Origin of the sequence: Vibrio sp. Vb1980, assembly GCF_033338615.1 — a bacterium.
GTDB classification, from domain to species: Bacteria; Pseudomonadota; Gammaproteobacteria; order Enterobacterales; family Vibrionaceae; genus Vibrio; species Vibrio alginolyticus.
On the sequence record NZ_JAWOSZ010000013.1, the window covers coordinates 19,709 to 38,933 of the forward strand.

Below are 19,225 nucleotides of genomic sequence, written 5' to 3' on the forward strand. Positions count from 1 at the left end.
AAGTGATGGTTTCATCCTTCAAATGGGATTACGAGTTGTGAGGTTTTGTTCCTAATATTCGCTTCGAAGCAAACGAGATGCTTTTTAAATTAAATAATCCAACAAATATGAGTGACAGATTATTCGTTAGATTATTTGAGTTTTATATTTATTAGTAAGAGTAAAATTGTCATGGAAATTATTTCTAATCTTTTTGACATGGCACCATTTGTTGCTCTCTTTATTACGCTCTCTCTCGGTTATATGGTTGGTAAAATTACCATTGGTCGATTTGTTCTTGGCGGTGTTGCCGGAACATTATTAATGGGTGTAATTATTGGGCAATTTGGTGTTCATATTGATCCCGGCGTAAAAAGCATTTTCTTTGCGCTCTTTATTTACGCAGTAGGGTATCAAGGTGGTGCGCAGTTCTTCAGAGCATTGAACTTTAGAACCATCAACATTCTACTTTCTGCTGTAGTGATGACGGTGTCTGGCCTGCTTTGTGTACTAGCAGCAGCTTGGATGTTTGATCTAGACAGAGGTACGGCAGCAGGCCTTGCAGCTGGTGGTTTGACTCAATCGGCAATCATCGGTACAGCGGGTGATGCGATCGCACGTCTTGGTGGTGTGACAGAAGAAGCGAAGCACCTAATGCAGACCAACGTCGCAGTAGGCTACGCAGTTACGTACATCTTTGGTTCGCTTGGTCCAATTCTGATGGTGACATGGGTATTCCCTACACTGATGAAGTGGGATATCCGAGCAGAAGCGATTGCGCTAGAAGAGAAAAATTCAAATGGTAAGCGTGATTTAGCGCCGGGTGAGTTCAACGCTGTCACAGCGCTGGTTACACGAGCATTTAAAGTGAGCAAAGATGGTGGGCTAGCAGGCAAAACCTTAGCTCAGTTAAACCAACACGCTCTGGCTGCTTGTATTGAATTGATTCAACGCGATGGCAAAGTGCTAGACGTGGACAAATTCACAGCACTGAAAGAAGGGGATGTCATTGTTGTAACAGGTCGTCGTAATGCGGTACATCAGCTGCAAGATGGTTTGGCTGACAACGAGATTGCACTTCCAGAAGGCTATGAAGTTATAGAAGAAAACCGTCAACTGATCGCAGACAACCGCAAACTGATTGGTAAGTCGCTGCAAGAGATTAAAGAGGCTTCGAACCAAGGCTCTATGCGCGGTATTTATGTGACAGACTATATTCGTGAAGGCAACTCAATTGAAATGACGCCGGATCTTGTGGTGAAGAAAAACGACGTCATCCAGCTTACAGGTACCGCAAAAGATATCAATCGCGTTGAGAAAAACATTGGTCAGCGAATGGGCTCAGCAAACGTGACTGACTTAATCGTGCTTGGTATGGGCATGGTGGTGGGCCTATTAATTGGTCTAATCAGTTTTAAGATTGCTGGTATTCCCGTCACTATCGGTTCTGGTGCAGGTTGTTTGATCTCAGGTTTGATCGTCGGTTGGTTGCGTAGCCGCAATCCGCATGTTGCTCAGTTTCCTGTGGGTGCCGCGAACTTTATTCGAGATTTCGGTTTGGCAGCATTTGTAGGCATTGTTGGCCTTGAGGCTGGGCCTCAAGCGGTCGACACCATCAAAGAACACGGTATGTCTCTGTTGTTCCTTGGCATGGGTGTAACGATTATCCCTCAGATTATTTCGTTCTTCTTCTCATATTTTGTATTGAAGATTAAGAACCCGGTTGAAGCACTTGGCTGTGTGACAGGTGGACGAAGTGCGAACCCAGCATTCGCGGCTTTAATGGAAAAAACAGGTAACGCAACGCCAGTATTCTCATTCACCGTGACTTATGCTGTCGCCAATGTACTGCTCACCCTATGGGGTCCTATTATTGTCGGCATTATTACTTTAAACGCAGGCATGTAATTTAAATAAATTCGAACACGCTTATCGCCTAATTAAATAGGCGGTAGGGAAAGTATTATCCAAATTTCACTAAATAATAAATTCAGGTAAATATTATGACTACGCCAAATACAACAATTGATTTTTCAAAATTTGCAGATTTAAGCCCATTTGAATTAAAAGATAAACTTATTGAAGTGGCACAAACTGTTCCTGACCGCGCGTTATTAGATGCAGGTCGTGGTAATCCTAATTTTCTTGCGACACTACCACGTAAAGCGTTCATTCGTTTGGGTGAGTTCGCAATATTGGAAGCCGAGCGCACTTATTCATACCTAGATGGCGGTTTCGGTGGCATTCCAGATGGTGTGGGCATTGTTGAGCGCTTCGATACGTTTGCAAGCAAGAATAAACAAGACCAAGGCGTACAGTTCTTGGAAAAGTCGCTGAGCTACGCAAAAGACCGTTTGGGTCTAGAGAAACAAGCTTTCTTGAATGAGCTGGTTAACGCATACCTTGCATGTAACTACCCAGTGCCACCACGCATGTTGACGAACATCGAAAAGGTTGTGAAGCAGTACATCGCAGAAGAGATGTACGGCCCGATGCCAATGACAACAGACTTCGATCTGTTTGCAACGGAAGGCGGTACGGCGTCTATGACGTACACGTTCCAAACTATGTTCAACAACGGTTTATTGAAGAAAGGTGACAAGGTTGCGCTAATCACTCCAATCTTTACGCCGTACCTAGAGATTCCAGAACTGAGTGAATACGAACTGGAAATCGTTGAACTACGTCTGGATGAGACAACATGGCAACTGCCGATGTCTGAAATCGAAAAGCTTGCAGATACAGGCATCAAACTGCTTTGTGTTGTTAACCCAGCAAACCCAGCGTCTGTGAAGTTCTCGGATGAAACTCTGGATAACCTATCAAACTTCGTGAACAACGAACGTAGCGACCTGTTCATTGTGACTGACGATGTATACGGCACATTTGCGGACGACTTTGTCTCACTGTTCGCGAAACTTCCATACAACACGCTTTGTGTTTACTCGTTCTCTAAGTACTTCGGTGCAACAGGCTGGCGTTTAGGCTCGATTGCGATTCAACACAACAACGTGTTTGACGATGCAATGCGCAGCCTTCCTGAAGCGCGTCAACTTGAGTTGGACGATCGTTACAAAACACTGACTCCGGAACCTCGTGAGATTAAGTTTATTGACCGTATCGTAGCAGACAGCCGCAGCGTAGCGCTTAACCACACAGCAGGTTTGTCTCTTCCTCAACAAGTTCAAATGGCGCTGTTCTCTTTGAACTGCTTGATGGACTCGGAACAAAACTACAAAGAAGCATGTAAACGCATCATTCGCGAGCGTTACAAAACTCTGTACAAAAACATGGGTGTAGAAATTGAAGAAAACAAAGATCGTGTGGACTACTACACACTGCTTGAGCTCGATACTCTGGGCGGCAAATTGTACGGACCAGCATTCGTTGAATGGTTCAAAGCGAGCGAGAAGGGCAAAGACTTCCTGTTCCGCCTTGCACATGAAACCGGCGTTATCCTACTTCCAGGCCAAGGCTTCGATGTAGTGCATGCATCAGTTCGAGTTTCGCTAGCAAACCTTACTCACCACGAATACGAGCTTATCGGTCGTGCAACGCGCAAAGTGTTGGATGAGTACTTCGCTGAGTTCCAAGGCTAATTAATCCAGCCTGATTAAGAATAAGCCTCGGCGTTGTCGAGGCTATTCCGACCAAATAAGCACAGTGCGCGATATTGTGTTTATTTAGTCGCCAAGCTAACAAACTTCCCTATTAAGAGTGACTTATGAAAAGCATTATTTCTATTCAATCTCATGTGGTTTATGGCCACGCAGGAAACAGCTCTGCCGTCTTCCCGATGCAGAGAATGGGCCTCGAAGTATGGCCAATCCACACGGTTCAGTTTTCAAATCACACTCAGTACCAGCAAGGTTGGACTGGACAGAAGTTTGGGGCAGATGAAATTCATTCTCTAATGAGAGGCTTAGATAACATTGAGAAGTTAGGAGAATGTGGCGCGATACTGTCCGGTTATCAAGGCAGCGCAGAGCAATGTCGAGCGGTGGCCGAAGCGGTAAGTTTAGTCAAATCGCGTAACCATAGTGCACTTTATGTGTGTGACCCAGTTATGGGTGATCCAGACAAAGGTTGCATTGTGGCAGACGGTGTCAAAGAAGCGATAAGCCATAGCTTGTTGCCAATCGCTGATGTGATTGTTCCTAACCAGTTTGAACTGAGCGAGTTAACAGGTGTGAAAATTAACTCTCTTTATGATGCGGTCACTGCATGTAAAAAAGCCTTAGAGTTAGGACCGAAAATGGTATTGGTGAAACACCTGCATGCACTAACAGATGACGCCTTCAGTATGATTTTAGCGACGCCGAAAGCAAGCTATTTGGCCCAACGCCCTAGTGTTGAATTTGCTATGCAGCCAGTCGGTGTCGGTGATTTGATTTCTGCGATTTTTACTTCTTGTTTGGTGAAGAAGATGTCTCCTGTCGCAGCCTTTCGTCATACACATAACGCCGTTTACGGTGTATTGGAGATCACCAAAGGCTATGGCACATGGGAGCTACAGACGATCAATGCCCAATACGAATTTGTCGAACCGACGCATGAGTTCAACGTCGTGAAAATTGCTTAGCGCAGTACCTAATTAACGGAGAAGCGTAAAGTTAGCATATAGAAACTTGGCATAATTGCTTTGATGGATAGCATCCTACAATCGCGATTATGGGGTTTAGCCGTGCCTAGCTATAGTAACTCCAAACAACGAAACGGACTTCATTTTGACCCAATTAACTTCAAACTGAGTCTCTGGTCATACGCCAGAGAACATTAAATGAGACTGATTATGAATCGTTTAATTTCCTCTGGTGTGACGGTTGTACTTTCGCTGCTGATAGTAGCTTGTAGTTCACCCCATACGCTGGATGTTCGTGTTTCTCAAAGCAACTATAAAGATGTCGAGATCGCGAGTTCGACACCAAATGAGCCACTTCGAATGTGGGCCAATGAAGCTCCGGATTTTCTCTACTCGTCGCACAATCAAACCACACCGATCAAAGTAGAGGGTGAACAGCTCAATATTTTGGCCTTATCGGGTGGTGGCGTAAACGGCGCGTACGGTGCTGGCGTTTTGATGGGCTTACAGGAAAAGGGTGAGCTGAAAGACTACACCATCATTACGGGCATCAGCGCAGGTGCGTTAATTGCGCCATTTGTTTTCATCGGTGGTGATGCAATGCCAAAGATGAAAGAAGTCATGCTCAACATCAACGACAAAAGCGTCCTGGGTAAAAAGAACTTTTTAAACACATTGTTTAAGGACGCGTTTACCGATGGCGAGAACCTCTATGACTTCATTGCGGACGCTTACCCTGAGCCAATGATTGAGGCGATGGCACAGCAACATCGCAATGGTAAACGCCTCTTTATCGGCAGTACCCATTTTGATTCAGGTGAATTAGTAATTTGGAACATCGGCGCGATTGCGAATAGTGACTTAGTGGACAAATCTGAATTGATCTACAAAGTGCTTGCCGCAAGTGCATCGATCCCTGGCGTTTTCCCTCCACAATTTATCGATGTTGAACATGATGGGGAAACACTTGAAGAGTTACACGTAGATGGTGGTCTTGCAGCGCAGGTGTTCTTTAATCCGTCTAACTTCAACTATCAACAAATTTCAGAGGCTCTGGGGTTAGAAAAAGCACCTCAGTTGGATGTGATTCGCAATGGTGCTTTGAAAGCACCGTATCGACCACTAAAAGACAAAGGGTTGGATTTGGTATCGAAAAGCGTCTCAAGCCTTACGTTAGCGCAAACTCGTGGTGATCTGTATCGAATGAAATACATCAGTGAAATCAACGATATTGAGATGCAGTTTACTTACATCGACCAAGACTTCGGGTACGCCAAAGTGACGAAAGACATGTTCGACCAACATTACTTGCTAACGATTTACGAATATGGATTCAAAAAAGCCACCCAAGGACAACTTTGGGTGACTGAACTCCCTTAATACAGGAAAAAAACACAATGAAAAAAGCCGTTCTAACGTTAATGATGCTCACTGCTTCTGCGACTGCATTTGCACAAAGTGGTGCTCACCTTGACCAGCAAAAAGTCGACAGCGACATGCAGCAACTGTCTGCCATTAAAGAAGAAGGTGCAGCCTTCATCATGATTGATGAGAACTCGAGTTACGTGGCAGTCGAGTACGTGGGTAAGTGGGAAGAGATCAACAACTATGTCTCACACAAAGAAGCAAAGCAACGCAAATTGGAAAAAGTGAACAAACAGTTTGTGTATTCGCAAACGGGTGAAACGCTAACGTCATTAGAACAGAAGATCGTTGACCATATTCAAGCCGATCAACCTAAGTATTTTAGTGTGGATGTTTACCGCGATTATCATGGTGACTCGGGTGAATTTAACTATTTGGCTCGCGTTGTTGAGTACAACTAAGATGGAAGAAACCTACAGACTTTAGTAGGTTTTTTTATGTCGTCGAGAAGGAATTCAAACGCAGCTTGTTACCGTTACCGAGTAGCAATTCTACTATCTTGTGATAATTTAATTAGATAACTCTAAAAAGTAAGCACAACCTATGAATTTTAGTTTTGAACAACTTCTCGCGTTCGTGACCGTTTATGAACAGCTTTCATTTAGTAAGGCGGCGGTCAAACTCAATAAGCACCGAACCACTATAGGGCAGGTGATCACCAATCTTGAAGACCAACTAGCCGTTAACTTGTTTGAGCGAGTCGGTCGTTCGGTAGAACCAACAGAAGATGGCCACCATCTGTACCACTATGCTAAGCAAACCATCGAACAGGCTCGTACTTTCGATAAAGTCGCACTGAGTCTTTCTTACGGTGGATTAGAGAATGTTAGTATCGCCTATTCAAGCGCTATACCACACCGTTTTCTTGTATTGCTTCGTATTCAATTAGCGGCAGATTTTCCGATGATGCGAGTTAACTTTCTTGTTCGTAATCGCAACGAAATTAAAGAGGGTTTACAGAATGGTGAGTATCAATTCGGTATTGTCAATGTGCATGATAGTCGAGCAATACATAGTCTGGATGCGACGTTTTTAGGTCATTTTGAATTTGTTCCTTTCGTCCAGAAAGGTGGTGAACTCGCTTCTGTTGCACCAGATCGAGTATTGACAGCCTTGAGGAATAGTAAACAATTTGTATTGCGGTCTCTTATTGAAGAGGGAATGGGCGAAAAAGTCATCGTAAGTTCGAACCATGAAGAGGTCGACCAATTGGCCCTTGTAGTGAAAATGGTTGAAGCAGGTTTAGGATGGGCGATTCTCCCCAGAACGTTTGCCCATTCGGAGTTTTCTAATAATCATATAGAGCCAGTGGAAGCTTCTGAATTATTGGAAGGTTTTAAGTTTGGTTTTGGCCTATGGTGCCAACCCTCTAAGCAAGTCGGTGATGTAAAAAATTCAATCATGAAGGTCGTTACAGAATACCGAGAGAAAATAATCCGTGATATGACTTAGCGGCGACATGTATCCTGCTCATCCCTCTCAACAACAAGACTCAACGTGAGTCTTGTTTTTTTGTGTCTGAAAAACGTTATCGTTCTAGCGAAGAGCTAATGTCTATTGGAAGGATATAACCCTCTATATGAGAGTATGGAGTCCATACTTTTTGGCTTAATCTAACCTCGCTCAATGGGTAAGCCCAGAGCAAAAAGTGTTTTTACCATATGTCCGCTGCAAGGACGCAGATTTTCAGCCGGGTTTAGTTACCCGGCTTTTTTTATAGTAATAAAAAATGTCAGCTGTCACCCCAAGCTCTCTGTTACAACTGGCTTGTTACTTCGCTTAGCAATCCAGTACGCAACGCTACCCCAAAGCACGGTGAGTGCCCAAAGCGCCGTCCAATGTGGAGCGACTTGTTGCCAGGTTGCCCCCATTTGGTTTAGCGCCAAGAAAGCTTTTATCGCCCAAGTGCTTGGGCTTAAATCAGCAATCCATAATAAGGGAGTAGGTATGGCTTCAATTGGCCAAATAAAACCAGCCAAGAAAATGAGCGGCATAGAGCTCACTAAGACGACTAAGGTGACAAGTTCACGCCGAGGTAATAAGTAACCTAGCCAGAAGCCTAGTCCGCAACAACCTAAAAGGAACGGGAACAACATAGCCAGCAATTCGCCCGCATTGGCGATATGGTTTACGTTTAAGCGTTCGAAGCTAAAACCAAAATAATAGGCGCCGAGTAAATAATAAATTGCCACAAATACTAACGTTCTCACAAGCAGCAGCGATCCCGTGGATACTTGTGACCAATAGCCACGACCATGACGCTGTGTTCCCGTTTGTAATCCAACCGCCATGATCAACGTTTGTTGTAAAATCAGAACAAATACTGCCGGCACTACGTATTCGATGTAACCCATGGTTGGGTTGAACGTCGGCTTCATATTAAGCTTGATAGCAGAGTAATTATGGCTAGCCATACTCATGGGCACACCATCTATCACCATTTTACTGACTTTCACTTGGGCCCCTAATGTGCCTCCAGCTTGGGCCAATCCTTCTACCACGGTTCCGTACACGAGAAAATACGAGGCGTCCGCAGCGTAGGCTAGAGTCGGGCTTTTACCTAGCATTAGGTCTTTGTAAAAGTGTTCCGGTATGACTAAAAAACCGGTGATCTCTCGTTGTAAAAATGCTTGCTTTGCATCGGCAATCGTATGAAGTCGAGTGACTACGTTGACTTGTGGGGTGGCATCAACCATACGTTCCAGCTTTAAACTCGTCTGACTACCATCTAGATTAACAATCGCGATTGGTTGTTCACGAGGCGTTTGTTGTGCATAAGGCAAAGGGTATAAAAACGAGTAAAATACGACACCACCAAACACGGTCAACGTAACGACTGGATTGGTTAGAACGGCCTTAAATTCCGCTTTAATCAGTTGCCACAATGTCATACCGCCTCCTTCGCTTGGCGTGTTGATGAAGCTGTTAGATGTTTACCCATCAAGGCTGCGGTGATGAGCAGAGGCACAACGTAACCAATCATAGGCCATAGCGAGCTTAAAGATTGTGCGGCCGATGCTCCATAGTTTGCTTGGCTCACTTGTACTTCAATGTAATGGGTAATCGGCAATAATGAACGCCATGCATAAGCGAGCGTGTTCATGTCAGAAACTGGGAATGTAATTCCCATGAACGCGAAACTTGGAGCCGTAAACGCGCCAGCAAAACTCATCGCACGTGCAGGATCCATCGACAAGAAGAAGAACAACGCTCCCATAATGATACAGGCGATAACCGTCGCCAATTGTGCTAATAGCATAACCACAAAACTACCTTCCATTGGCCAATCAAGCACGGAATAAAACCAGTACAAGAACAACGCACCTTGCGCCATAAAGACCGGAATGTACTGACTTAATAAGGTAGTGAGCCTGGCGTATGGCTTTTCGCCCAAAAATGCAAAGCTATTCTTTCCACCATAAATGCGAAAGTGCGCGGCAAGAATCAAAATAGTGCTTACTACAATACATATTTGCCAAATGGCTGGCACGATAGCCGTTACCAAAAATTGTGCGTAGTTATTGTTACGGTTAAATAATGCGGTTATTTGTGTCGACACGGGTACAGCCTGTCCAGCCGCTGCTAACGTTGTGGTGTTACCCTTAGCCAAGTTGCCCATTACTTCAACCTGAGCGTCGAAATAGCCTTGTGCTTGCGCAACGGCAGAGTTGATCAGTTTCGCTACCAAAATGTACTGACTGTTGTAAAAGACAGAAAGTTGAGGTTGGCGGTGCTGGAGAATATCTTGGTCGAACTTAGATGGGATGACCGCGTAAGCGTAGATATCGCCTTCAATCATCGCATTTTTTGCTTCGCTTGTACTGGTGTAGTGATAGTTAACAGCCAGACTCGACGACGCATCCAAAGATTGAATGAGCTTTCGAGAAAGTTGGGAATGTTGTAGATCAACCACACCGATTGGCAGATCCCGGGCAATGCCCGCAGAGAACACTCCCCAAATCATCATCGCGAGCAAAATCGGTATCCAAGTAAGGCACGAAAGCAACCACTTGTCTCGTCGTAAGATATGCCGCTGTGAAATCTTAATCGTCATAGCATTAACCTAGTGGTTGTGATTAAAGTTCAACGACAACACTCATTCCCATACGCAGTTCAGGTTCGGGTTGAGCTGGACGAGCTTCTACTTCAAAGGTACGAAGATCAAAACCTTGAGAAGCATCGGTTGCTCTCCACGTTGCAAAGTCACCCATAACGGCAACATGCGTTACTTTGAACTCAACATTTTTGTTTAAGGCAGGCAAATAGGCATCAAAGGTTGCTCCTTTTTTAAAGTGTTGAAGGTAATCTTCACGCACATTAAGTGTCGCCCAGGCATCTTCTGTATCTATCACAGTAACAACCGGGAAGCCCTGAGGTGCTAATTCACCACTTTGAAGTAGAACTTGAGAGACTTCGCCGTCGAACCAGCTGTAGATCTGAGTATCTTTCGCGTACGCTTCTACTTCGGCTACGGCACCTGATGCCATGCGCGCTTTTTCCGCCGCAGCCACTTTGGTTTCACTTCTAGCGCCTTCTTTTGCCATTTCGTACATTTGAAACGCGGCACTTTCTGTGTATTTCGCTGCTTGCCATTGAGTTAAAGCTTCATCGCGTTTTTGTTCTGCAACCACGCCATCGTTATAAAGGTTATTTACACGATTGTAGGTTTTTTCCATTAAATTCGCAGCGGCTTTGGCTTTCATCCACTGATCTTTTGCTGCTTGGATTTGTTGCTCACGTGCGCCTTTCTCAGCTTCTTGAGCTAAGGCGTCCGCCGCTTTTTCACCTGCTTTTGCTTGTTCTAACTTCGCTTCAATTTCAGGACTATGAAGGGTAAAAATAAGCTGACCTTTCTCTACATCGTCGCCTTTACGTACCATGACCTCATCAATACGCCCTGGGACTTTTGAGGAAATGCTGTATTGCTGGGCTTCAATTAATCCCTGTAAGCGGATCGGTTCCGGTTGATAGGCTTGGTAAAATTGATACCCAACCCAAGAAGCAACACCCAAAGCACAAAGTGAGAGTAAAACGGGTTTTAGTGATTTAGCTGCCATGATTTATTTCACCTCTTTGGATGTTGAAGCAGGGATATAAGCGGTATTTTGATATTGTTCGAAGCTTTTCATTTCACTGCTCAATGCGAGTAGCTTGGTTAAAGATATTAAATAGCGGAAACGCGCCGCTGAACGCTGTGTTTCTATACTCGCGACATAAAGTTGTGCATCCACAACATCCAGAGAAGACGACAGACCCTGAGTAAATGCTTTTTCACGCAAGCGCAGGTTTTCGTTAGCGAGTTCAATGCTAGATGCGAGCCCTTGTACTTCATCAATGGCTTGCTGAGCCTCCAAGTATGTCTTTTGGACTAACAGCGATAAGTCTTGTTTGGCTTGGGACTTTAATGAGTCGACCTGCGAGACGACGCTTTGAGCGGCTTTGACTTTTTCGCTTCGCCCTGATGATTCAATCAGTGGAATGCTGACACCAACACCAACTAACCAGTCTGGCTTCATTTGGCTTGCGAGAGAATCGTCTTCATACAAGCTGTAGTCGCCGTAAAGATAAACTTCAGGGTAGTATTTCCCTTTTTCTGCTTTGATTAAGCTAGAGGCTTGTTTGTATTTAGCGCTCAGAAGTTCTAACCCCGGATAGGTAAGCAACGTTTGATCGACAAAAGCGCTAAGAGGGGGAAGACTGTCGTTGATAAACAAAGATTCAGCGGGCTCTACGGCGTCATCTTGTGCGAGTAATTTACCTAATGCAGCCTGAGCGATACTCAAATCGCTGGCAGCTTTACGTGTTTCTACGGATGCTTTATCTAAAGAAGCCTCGGCTTGCAGGCGCTCAACGTGCGCGATTTGTCCTTGCTCTTCAAGCTTAATGGCAAAATCTCGATGCTTTTTTAGCCCTGCTTCAACCGCTTGCCGCGTTGCGAGTACTTCCTTTGCCAGTACGACAGAAAAGTAGTACTTCGATAAATCTTCAAAACGCGCTTGTTGTTCCATTAGAAGCTGACTTTTCGCCTCATCCGTTTTGCCTTCTGCTGCTGATTGAGCCGCAGAAATTCGACCACCAGTAAAAATTGGCCAAATGGCACGAATAGACGAAGAGAAAATATCGCGCTCGGTTATGGTCGAAGTGGTATTAGCTAAGGCACCAAAAATAGGCTGAAAAGCAGGAGGTACGTTAATGTGTGCTCCTGTGCTGTCTAGGACCTGTTTTCCCGACAGCGTGATATCGGTATCTAAACGCGTGTAATTCGCGCCAATAGTAACCTGAGGTAAGTTGAGATTGCTGGTGGCACTCTCTTGGTATTGGTAGTTCTCGACGTTTGAGCGTTGAGCTTTGAGAGAATAGTTGTTTTCTAGCAATAGCTGCCATGCGGTATCAAAAGTGATCGGTGCCGCATGACAGGCAAGGGAAATCGAGCTGCTAAGTAAGCCCAGTATCCAAAACTTTCCTGTTTTTTTCATAATGGCTGCTTTGTCGTAGAGTATTAGCTCTAATATAAAGGATTCGTAACTGAGTGTTAAGTAGGAGGGAAAATTGGGCAGTAGTATGCGCCCAGTTATATTTATGCTGGGCGCGGGAGATGTTACAAATTTATTTCGTATATGGACAGTGAAACTCCGCTCTCCACTCGAGCTGACGAGAACCTCGCATCGTATTCAATAGATCTTTTCCACTCATTTGAGGGAACGATAACAGGACTTTGAGATCAGAAGTACCGCCTCCGTTTTTTTCATAAGCCCTGACGTGTGTAAATGTTGAATACATATTCTCTGACAGCATCGCCTTATTCAGGCATATTCCAAAGGTATCGCGTTCCATGTTTGGTGTTCCTTCTAACTATAAATGCACCTCTGTTTATAGTTTTCCAGTTTTCAGATGGTGTCTAAGTGTTTGTCATGTAGTCAGTATTTGTATTTTGTTTTATTTTTGTCCAAACCACTGACATCAATGTTGAGCTTTTAATAGACTTCCAGCTTCACTGCTTTCAAACCGAAACTCTCATTGGTTTCGTTGATTAAAAATTATACGTTGTAAAGTCTAAAAACGCCTCAAAAACCGCTAAAATCGATGTGATCGCGATCATGATTTTAAGGGCAATTTATGTATGGAATTGAGTATCAGAGAGGAATGCTAAATTTGGTGAATGGTTGTAATTTTATGTTTCAGCTCGTCGATTAATTAACCGTAAACTCTGCGGTTTGTTTGCCTTCCTCACAGATTTATCACCGCGACAACGTCATGCTGTTAACTGAGTGTTAACGTTACGTTCAAGAGTGAATCACAAGGATGTATCAATGAGTTGGAAAACCATCAGCTTTCGTAAGCGGATGCTCATTATCATGACGCTATCGGGGTTGATAGAGCTGTTATTGCTTGTCGCCGCGGGGTTCACTTATCTCAAAATCAATCAAGAGCAAGAAATGGGAGAAAAAGCACTGGGTGTTGCCCGTTTTTTAGCGGACTCAGCGGTTGTTCGTGAAATGATCGAAACCCAAAACCCCCAGCCATACCAACTTCGCTTTAGAGAATTAACCGAAGCCATAGGTGCTGCATTCATCGTTATTGGCGACCATAAGGGAGTACGCTTAATCCACCCTGTTGATGAGCGGTTGGGCAAGCCAATGAGAGGTGGCGACAATCGTCGAGCGCTAGAACAGGGGTTGTCTTATGTTTCGACGGCACAGGGCTCGTTAGGTTATTCAGTTCGTGGTAAAGCTGCGATTTTTGACGAGCAAGGGAACATCATTGGTGTGGTTTCGGTTGGCTATTTGCTCGACCGACTGCAAGACCGCATCGAACCATTTTTGGCCTTTTTGATTTTAATGGTCATCGTAGTTGTCGTCGCTAATGCCATTGTATCCAATTATGCGTCGAGAAAGTTTCAGCGCGCCATTTTAGGCTTTGAGCCTGAAGAAATAGGGCGGTTGTACGGCGAATTAGAAGTGACGATGAGCACCATCAAAGAGGGCGTGTTAAGCATTGATGCCCAAGGGATACTTCGCTCGATAAATCGTAGTGCCTGCCAGATTCTCGGTATTGATAGAGAATCAGCGCTCAATAAACCTTTGACTGATACGCTGCGTGATAGCGATCTATATACAGTGTTAGAAAGCGGGCAGGAAGATCATGATATTGAAATATTCCTTAATCATAAGCGCCTGATTGCAAATCGCTCTCCAATTTATGTTGATGGAAAAATCGTGGGGGCGGTATCGAGTTTCCGTTTAAGGGATGAAATCAATGATCTAACCGAGCAGCTATCACAAACCAAGGAATATGCAGATTTGTTACGTTCACAGACCCATGAGCATCGCAATAAGCTCAACACCATTAGTGGGCTAGTACAAATGGGTGAACTTGATGCGGTGCAAAAGTTAATTGGACAAGAAACCGCACACTATCAGGCAATGATTGAGTTTTTAAGAGATACCGTTAAAGATCCGCTAATTGCAGGTATGTTGCTTGGAAAAACTGAACGTGCTCGCGAGTTAGGCTTACAACTGGTGGTTGAGGAAGGCAGTCGTCTGGAGCCCCTGCCTGAGTGGCTAAATTCGGAAGACCTAGTCACAATTTTGGGTAATTTGATTGATAACGCTTTCGATGCCACGTTAACTTCAATTCGCGATGAATCAAATGTTGCGTCAGAACGCAGAAACATTGATGTGTCCGTTAGCGATTACGGAAATGAAGTGATACTTGAGGTGATAGATCATGGCTGTGGCCTCCCAAAAACAATGGATCCACAAACATTATTTACAAAAGGCGTTTCGACGAAATCTCGTCAAAATCGAGGTGTTGGGTTACACCTTGTCAATCAGCTTGCTACTCGATATCACGGCCATGTTGAGATGATACCCAATACAAATTATGGGACAAGAATAACGGTGTACTTACCCAAGGAAGAACAATTATGAGTATGGCGACTCGCGTAATGATCATTGAAGATGATCTGGCTATTGCTGAGCTGCACCACAAATACTTAAGCCAACTGACAGGTTTGGAAGTGGTTGGAATTGCGACCACGAGAATGGAAGCAGAAATGCAACTCGACATTCTTAAGCCAGATTTACTATTGATGGATGTCTATCTTCCCGATGGCACAGGGCTTGAGATACTAAATACACTGCGTGCAAGTAACCAAACGTGTGATGTCATTTTGATTACAGCCGCAAGAGATGTCGATACATTACAACAGGCGATGAGGGGTGGCGTTGTCGATTACCTGTTAAAACCAGTTATGTTTCCACGCTTAGATGCCGCACTGAAAAAGTATGTGTGCCAACGCCAACAACTAGACATCGTAGAGAGTTTGGATCAGAACCTCGTTGATAAAATGCTGCAGTCTCACGCCAATCAAGACAACTTGCCGAACCGATTACCGAAAGGGATTGATGGTGTAACGCTAGACAAGATCAGAGAGTTGTTCCCAAATGGCAGTGTGCTGACCGCTGATGAGGCAGGCGAAAAGATCGGCGCGAGCCGAACAACGGCGAGGCGCTATTTGGAGTATCTGATCAGCACTGGTGAACTAGAGGCTGATTTAAACTATGGGTCGGTAGGTAGGCCGGAAAGGTGCTATAAAAAAGTGACACGGTAGCGTTTATATTGATGCTCTATGCAAAATAAAAAGCGATGGCTTGTTGTAGAAACCATCGCTTTACAAATTACTGCTGTTCTGTTCTAAGAGGTTAGAAGTTGTATTCTAACTTCGCTTCGATAGAGCGCTCAGCGCCAAACCAACAGTTATTTTTGTCGTAACAAGAATAGTATTCTTTATCGAATAGATTGCTTGCAGAAAGCGTGACGCTAGCCCCTTTCATTGATTCAGATACCGTTGAGAAATCGTAACTTGCTGCCAAATCAAACAAGGTGTAGTCCGGTGCTTTTTGACTATTCTGTGCATCAATTTGTGCTTCCCCGACATAGCGAACGCCAGCACTGGTACGAAGGCCTGAAAGATTTCCTTCAAAGAAGTAATTGGCCCATAGAGAGGCCGTTTGCTCAGGTACCCAAACCGGCGTTTTACCTTCTTGGTTGTAATAACTGTCCTCGGTAATCTCCATATCGGTATATGTATAGCCTAGAGTGAAATCAGCTTGTGCTGTGGCTTGCCATTTTGCCTCAAGTTCAATACCTTGTGATACCACTTCGCCCGCTTGATAGTTCGGTGCATATGGATTATTCGGATCGGTCAAGATCGCGTTTTTCTTCGTAATATGGAAGAGTGCTAAGTTACCTGAGATATCACCAGATAATGGTGCGTATTTAAAGCCTAACTCCCATTGATGGCCGGTTGATGGCTCAAATGCTTTACCAGAAGAGTCGGCACCCGCAATTGGCTCAAAACTTTCCGAGTAAGTAAGGTATGGCGAGAGACCAAAGTCTAGCTCATACAAACCACCGACTCGGAAAGATACGTTGGTATCGTCTAACTCTTCCTTGCTCTTGGATACTGTTCCTAGATAATCGCTAACGGCGTCTGTATTTGAATCGTACTTATCCCAACGAAGACCTGCAATCATTACAAGTTGGTCGTAACGAACTTGATCTTGGAAATAAACGCCAATCTGCTTCGTTTTGATATCCAAGTTTTGTTTGTATTGGAAATTCAGTGCATTACGATCAATGCTGTTGTGGTCAGGATTAAAAATGTCCTGAGTTAGCGAATACCCAAGCGTGTCTTTGTATTTTACATCTGAATCTAGATACTGATAATCAAGCCCGAACAATAAGTTATGTTCAAAATTTCCTGTTTTAACGTAGCCAGATAGTTGGTTGTCAATCACAAAGGATTTGGACTTTTCATCGGTTAAATAGGCATTTCGACCAACGGTACGGTTATCCGCTTCAAGTGCACCGTTATATGTGTTTTCCTGATAGGCATCGGCGGTCATGTAGCGGGCATTCTGTAGAAATTGCCAATTGTTGTTAAAGTCGTGTTGGACTTTGTAACCCATCATCAGAACTTCGCGTTCGTAAGTGTTCCAGTCCTCATCCCCCAAATAAGTGCTTGGTGACATCGAGCCAAGTGGGTTTTTAATCACTGAGCCAGACGCAGGCACAGTCGTGTAGATACCTGCTGATGGATCATTTTGATAGTAAACATTCACGTTCACTAATGTGCTTTCTGTCGCTTGCCAATTGAAAGATGGGGCGAGTACATAACGTTCATCTTCAGACGTATCGGCTTGACCATCTCGCTGTTTTGCCAGGCCGACGATACGGTAATCCACATTAGAATCACCAATTTGTCCTGTGGTGTCGAACGTCAGTTCTTTTAGGCTGTTAGTCCCTGTACTAATCGAGACAGAGTGCGAGGGTGTTGACTGAGGCGCCTTGGCGATAATGTTGACCATACCTCCTGGTGGAATATTGCCGTAAAGAACAGACGTTGGCCCTTTAAAAACCTCGATTTGCTCAAGAGCAACGGAATCGACCTGCGGTTGAAGGTTCCAACCGTTGTACAGCAAAGGAAGACCATCATAAAAGTTGGTGTAGTTAATAAAACCACGAATATTGAATAGGTCAAGTCGGGAAACGGCACCACCACGCAATTCTGTATTTACGCCAGGCGCATAACGCAATGCTTCGCTCACCGAGTTTACGCCGCGTAGGTCCATGTCATCTTTAGTGATTACCGTGATCGCTTGCGGTGTTTCCTCCGGTTCTAAAACGGTTTTAGTTGCGGTGTTTCGGTATGTTTCTCCTAGCACCGTAATCGTTTCGTGTTGGAATACGCTCTCAGTCGCATTGGCGTGGCCAGCGAGCAATGCGGATACGACGATAGCAACCGCTGAACGATGAAATCGAATCGGACTTTCCATATTTATAAATTCCACTACTTTTTCTATTTATTGATAATGATTGTTATTTGTATTCTATATTCAAAGAAATAGGAAAAGTTAACAATTTGGTGCAAAACACTAATCTTTGGAACTTATTCTTCTGTTCTTAGGTTTTAAAGATAGCGAGTCGTTTGGCTCGACAGGAATCCAATACTGCATTTGTGCTTGTTCGCTATCAACATCATAACCTTCTGGATAAAGCTCTAACTCATAACCATCGATAGCATGATAATTAGAGTAGGGTAGCCAATGTAAAATAAACCATTCCAGCGTTGAGGCGAGCTCTGATGCTTTGCCTATGTGTGTAATGACGGCGTAGGTTTGCTCAGGAACAGCCAAGAGGTCTAACCCCGAGTTGGAAGAGTTCGTTGATCTTGGTGCGTTTGCTGTTGGACTGCACTCATAACCTGCCCAATACTCAAGTTGTTGGTTGTTTGAATACGCTTGAGTCACATCAATCACGCCAAAGTAACTACTTTCCGAATTGTTAAGGTTTTCAGATGAATAAAGACGTGACCAAAGTGACGGTACTTTGGATTGGAAATCGGGCGTAGCGGAAAACAATCCGTGAATAGGTTCATGATAACCAGCAAGTTCAAAAGCCGGTTTTGTTTCTATTCGAACTTCAATAAAGCGCTGATGTTTTTTCTCTTCTTTTGGTGTCTTACGCAGCGTCAAAGGTTGTCTCAACCCGGAGAGTTGTTGCGTTTTTCGATATTCACGGGGGCTTTTTGAAAACATATTCCTGAACGCTCGGCTAAATGCGTGTTCAGATGTAAATCCCATTTCTATCGCTATATCTAACGAGCGGTCAGAAGTATGGATTAAGCGCTCAGCCGCAAGGCTAAGTTTAAGCTCTCTGATATAGTGAGCGACGGATACGCCAGTGTGTTGTTGAAATACGCGTTGCAGTTGCCAGCGCGACCAACAACTTGCTTTCGATATTTCATCTACGCTCAGAGTGCTGTCTAAGTTGGTGTGAATGTAGTCAAGCACCGATTGTATTCGGTTTATGGGATGTGGGTTAATGGCGCTTGATTTCATGGCGTTCTACTTTCACATTAATAGTGATTTCATTATCTTTAATTGAGTATCATTATCAATAGGATGATGAAATAAAAAGTAAGTAACACAGATCACGATAAAACTGTAATGGCTTGCAAGGATGAGTAATTATTGCCCATATTAGAGTTTTTGCTTAAATTTTGGAGCGTTCAGATGAAACTTTTTTTATCAATAAAATACAATCGCTTATGACGTTTTGTGCAACTTATTTAAACGTTTGCACTGGCAAGTGTTGATGTAAATCAAATAGTCGTAGACAATATTGCCCCGTGTCGGACTCTCCTCCAGCGAGTACAGTGTGTACTTTTGAGAC

At 44.1% G+C, this 19,225-nt stretch carries 15 protein-coding genes; 8 read left to right on the top strand and 7 right to left on the bottom strand.

All coding sequences use genetic code 11. The annotated features are described in order from the left end of the window. Positions 1-171 precede the first annotated feature (171 nt). The 6 genes from aspT (at position 172) to R7F64_RS17710 (ending at position 7,438) form a co-directional block, all read left to right on the top strand. Positions 172-1,887, top strand: a complete 1,716-nt coding sequence (gene aspT, locus R7F64_RS17685) for an aspartate-alanine antiporter (RefSeq protein ID WP_318071936.1) — start codon at positions 172-174, stop codon at positions 1,885-1,887. A 95-nt stretch (positions 1,888-1,982) separates the two neighbouring features. Beyond that, positions 1,983-3,578 carry a bifunctional aspartate transaminase/aspartate 4-decarboxylase gene (locus R7F64_RS17690; protein WP_149192523.1) on the top strand — a complete coding sequence of 532 codons (1,596 nt, stop codon included), beginning with the start codon at positions 1,983-1,985 and terminating at the stop codon, positions 3,576-3,578. Between the two features lie 125 nt (positions 3,579-3,703). Next, positions 3,704-4,561, top strand: coding sequence for a pyridoxal kinase PdxY (gene pdxY / locus R7F64_RS17695; protein ID WP_033906186.1), 858 nt, complete (start codon positions 3,704-3,706; stop codon positions 4,559-4,561). Between the two features lie 210 nt (positions 4,562-4,771). Continuing rightward, positions 4,772-5,941 carry a patatin-like phospholipase family protein gene (locus tag R7F64_RS17700; protein ID WP_033906185.1) on the top strand — a complete coding sequence of 390 codons (1,170 nt, stop codon included), beginning with the start codon at positions 4,772-4,774 and terminating at the stop codon, positions 5,939-5,941. A gap of 17 nt (positions 5,942-5,958) precedes the next feature. Then, positions 5,959-6,387 carry a hypothetical protein gene (locus R7F64_RS17705; protein WP_033906184.1) on the top strand — a complete coding sequence of 143 codons (429 nt, stop codon included), beginning with the start codon at positions 5,959-5,961 and terminating at the stop codon, positions 6,385-6,387. Between the two features lie 142 nt (positions 6,388-6,529). Then, entirely contained in the window at positions 6,530-7,438 is a 909-nt protein-coding gene (locus R7F64_RS17710) for a LysR family transcriptional regulator (protein ID WP_033906183.1), read from the top strand. A 287-nt stretch (positions 7,439-7,725) separates the two neighbouring features. Here R7F64_RS17710 and R7F64_RS17715 read toward each other — a convergent pair whose 3' ends face one another. The 5 genes from R7F64_RS17715 to R7F64_RS17735 all read right to left on the bottom strand — a co-directional run bounded on the left by R7F64_RS17715 (position 7,726) and on the right by R7F64_RS17735 (position 12,820). Next, positions 7,726-8,877 (bottom strand): ABC transporter permease, encoded by a 1,152-nt coding sequence (locus R7F64_RS17715; protein WP_053350323.1) that lies wholly within the window; start codon positions 8,875-8,877, stop codon positions 7,726-7,728. Continuing rightward, complete coding sequence (locus R7F64_RS17720; RefSeq protein WP_318071937.1) at positions 8,874-10,040, bottom strand: ABC transporter permease; 1,167 nt, start codon at positions 10,038-10,040, stop codon at positions 8,874-8,876. Before R7F64_RS17720 ends, R7F64_RS17715 begins: the two co-directional genes overlap by 4 nt. A gap of 22 nt (positions 10,041-10,062) precedes the next feature. Further along, positions 10,063-11,043, bottom strand: coding sequence for an HlyD family secretion protein (locus R7F64_RS17725; RefSeq protein ID WP_005377122.1), 981 nt, complete (start codon positions 11,041-11,043; stop codon positions 10,063-10,065). Between the two features lie 3 nt (positions 11,044-11,046). Then, positions 11,047-12,462, bottom strand: a complete 1,416-nt coding sequence (locus tag R7F64_RS17730; RefSeq protein WP_318071938.1) for a TolC family protein — start codon at positions 12,460-12,462, stop codon at positions 11,047-11,049. A gap of 130 nt (positions 12,463-12,592) precedes the next feature. Then, entirely contained in the window at positions 12,593-12,820 is a 228-nt protein-coding gene (locus tag R7F64_RS17735; RefSeq protein WP_005377125.1) for a hypothetical protein, read from the bottom strand. 476 nt (positions 12,821-13,296) lie between these two features. On the opposite strand from R7F64_RS17735, the gene R7F64_RS17740 reads away from it, so the two are divergent. Both R7F64_RS17740 and R7F64_RS17745 read left to right on the top strand, forming a co-directional pair. Beyond that, on the top strand, positions 13,297-14,916 hold the full coding sequence (locus tag R7F64_RS17740; RefSeq protein ID WP_053306993.1) for a sensor histidine kinase: 1,620 nt from the start codon (positions 13,297-13,299) through the stop codon (positions 14,914-14,916). Continuing rightward, on the top strand, positions 14,913-15,599 hold the full coding sequence (locus R7F64_RS17745; protein WP_054579563.1) for a response regulator: 687 nt from the start codon (positions 14,913-14,915) through the stop codon (positions 15,597-15,599). The genes R7F64_RS17740 and R7F64_RS17745 overlap by 4 nt, the downstream gene beginning before the upstream one ends. A 91-nt stretch (positions 15,600-15,690) precedes the next feature. On the opposite strand, the gene R7F64_RS17750 is transcribed toward R7F64_RS17745, so the two are convergent. Both R7F64_RS17750 and R7F64_RS17755 read right to left on the bottom strand, forming a co-directional pair. Then, positions 15,691-17,826 (bottom strand): TonB-dependent siderophore receptor, encoded by a 2,136-nt coding sequence (locus tag R7F64_RS17750; protein ID WP_318071939.1) that lies wholly within the window; start codon positions 17,824-17,826, stop codon positions 15,691-15,693. Positions 17,827-17,925: 99 nt separating this feature from the next. Next, a complete protein-coding gene (locus R7F64_RS17755) occupies positions 17,926-18,891 on the bottom strand; it encodes a helix-turn-helix domain-containing protein (protein WP_318071940.1) in 966 nt (321 codons plus the stop codon). Positions 18,892-19,225: the final 334 nt, after the last annotated feature.

What these genes read in the sequence shown, in the direction of transcription:
- R7F64_RS17705 (WP_033906184.1), top strand. Translation starts at nt 5,959, where the DNA reads ATGAAAAAAGCCGTTCTAACGTTAATGATGCTCACTGCTTCTGCGACT.
- R7F64_RS17700 (WP_033906185.1), top strand. Translation starts at nt 4,772, where the DNA reads ATGAATCGTTTAATTTCCTCTGGTGTGACGGTTGTACTTTCGCTGCTG.
- R7F64_RS17715 (WP_053350323.1), bottom strand. Translation starts at nt 8,877, where the DNA reads ATGACATTGTGGCAACTGATTAAAGCGGAATTTAAGGCCGTTCTAACC.
- R7F64_RS17740 (WP_053306993.1), top strand. Translation starts at nt 13,297, where the DNA reads ATGAGTTGGAAAACCATCAGCTTTCGTAAGCGGATGCTCATTATCATG.
- R7F64_RS17720 (WP_318071937.1), bottom strand. Translation starts at nt 10,040, where the DNA reads ATGACGATTAAGATTTCACAGCGGCATATCTTACGACGAGACAAGTGG.
- R7F64_RS17725 (WP_005377122.1), bottom strand. Translation starts at nt 11,043, where the DNA reads ATGGCAGCTAAATCACTAAAACCCGTTTTACTCTCACTTTGTGCTTTG.
- R7F64_RS17735 (WP_005377125.1), bottom strand. Translation starts at nt 12,820, where the DNA reads ATGGAACGCGATACCTTTGGAATATGCCTGAATAAGGCGATGCTGTCA.
- R7F64_RS17710 (WP_033906183.1), top strand. Translation starts at nt 6,530, where the DNA reads ATGAATTTTAGTTTTGAACAACTTCTCGCGTTCGTGACCGTTTATGAA.
- R7F64_RS17730 (WP_318071938.1), bottom strand. Translation starts at nt 12,462, where the DNA reads ATGAAAAAAACAGGAAAGTTTTGGATACTGGGCTTACTTAGCAGCTCG.
- R7F64_RS17755 (WP_318071940.1), bottom strand. Translation starts at nt 18,891, where the DNA reads ATGAAATCAAGCGCCATTAACCCACATCCCATAAACCGAATACAATCG.
- R7F64_RS17750 (WP_318071939.1), bottom strand. Translation starts at nt 17,826, where the DNA reads ATGGAAAGTCCGATTCGATTTCATCGTTCAGCGGTTGCTATCGTCGTA.
- pdxY (WP_033906186.1), top strand. Translation starts at nt 3,704, where the DNA reads ATGAAAAGCATTATTTCTATTCAATCTCATGTGGTTTATGGCCACGCA.
- R7F64_RS17690 (WP_149192523.1), top strand. Translation starts at nt 1,983, where the DNA reads ATGACTACGCCAAATACAACAATTGATTTTTCAAAATTTGCAGATTTA.
- aspT (WP_318071936.1), top strand. Translation starts at nt 172, where the DNA reads ATGGAAATTATTTCTAATCTTTTTGACATGGCACCATTTGTTGCTCTC.
- R7F64_RS17745 (WP_054579563.1), top strand. Translation starts at nt 14,913, where the DNA reads ATGAGTATGGCGACTCGCGTAATGATCATTGAAGATGATCTGGCTATT.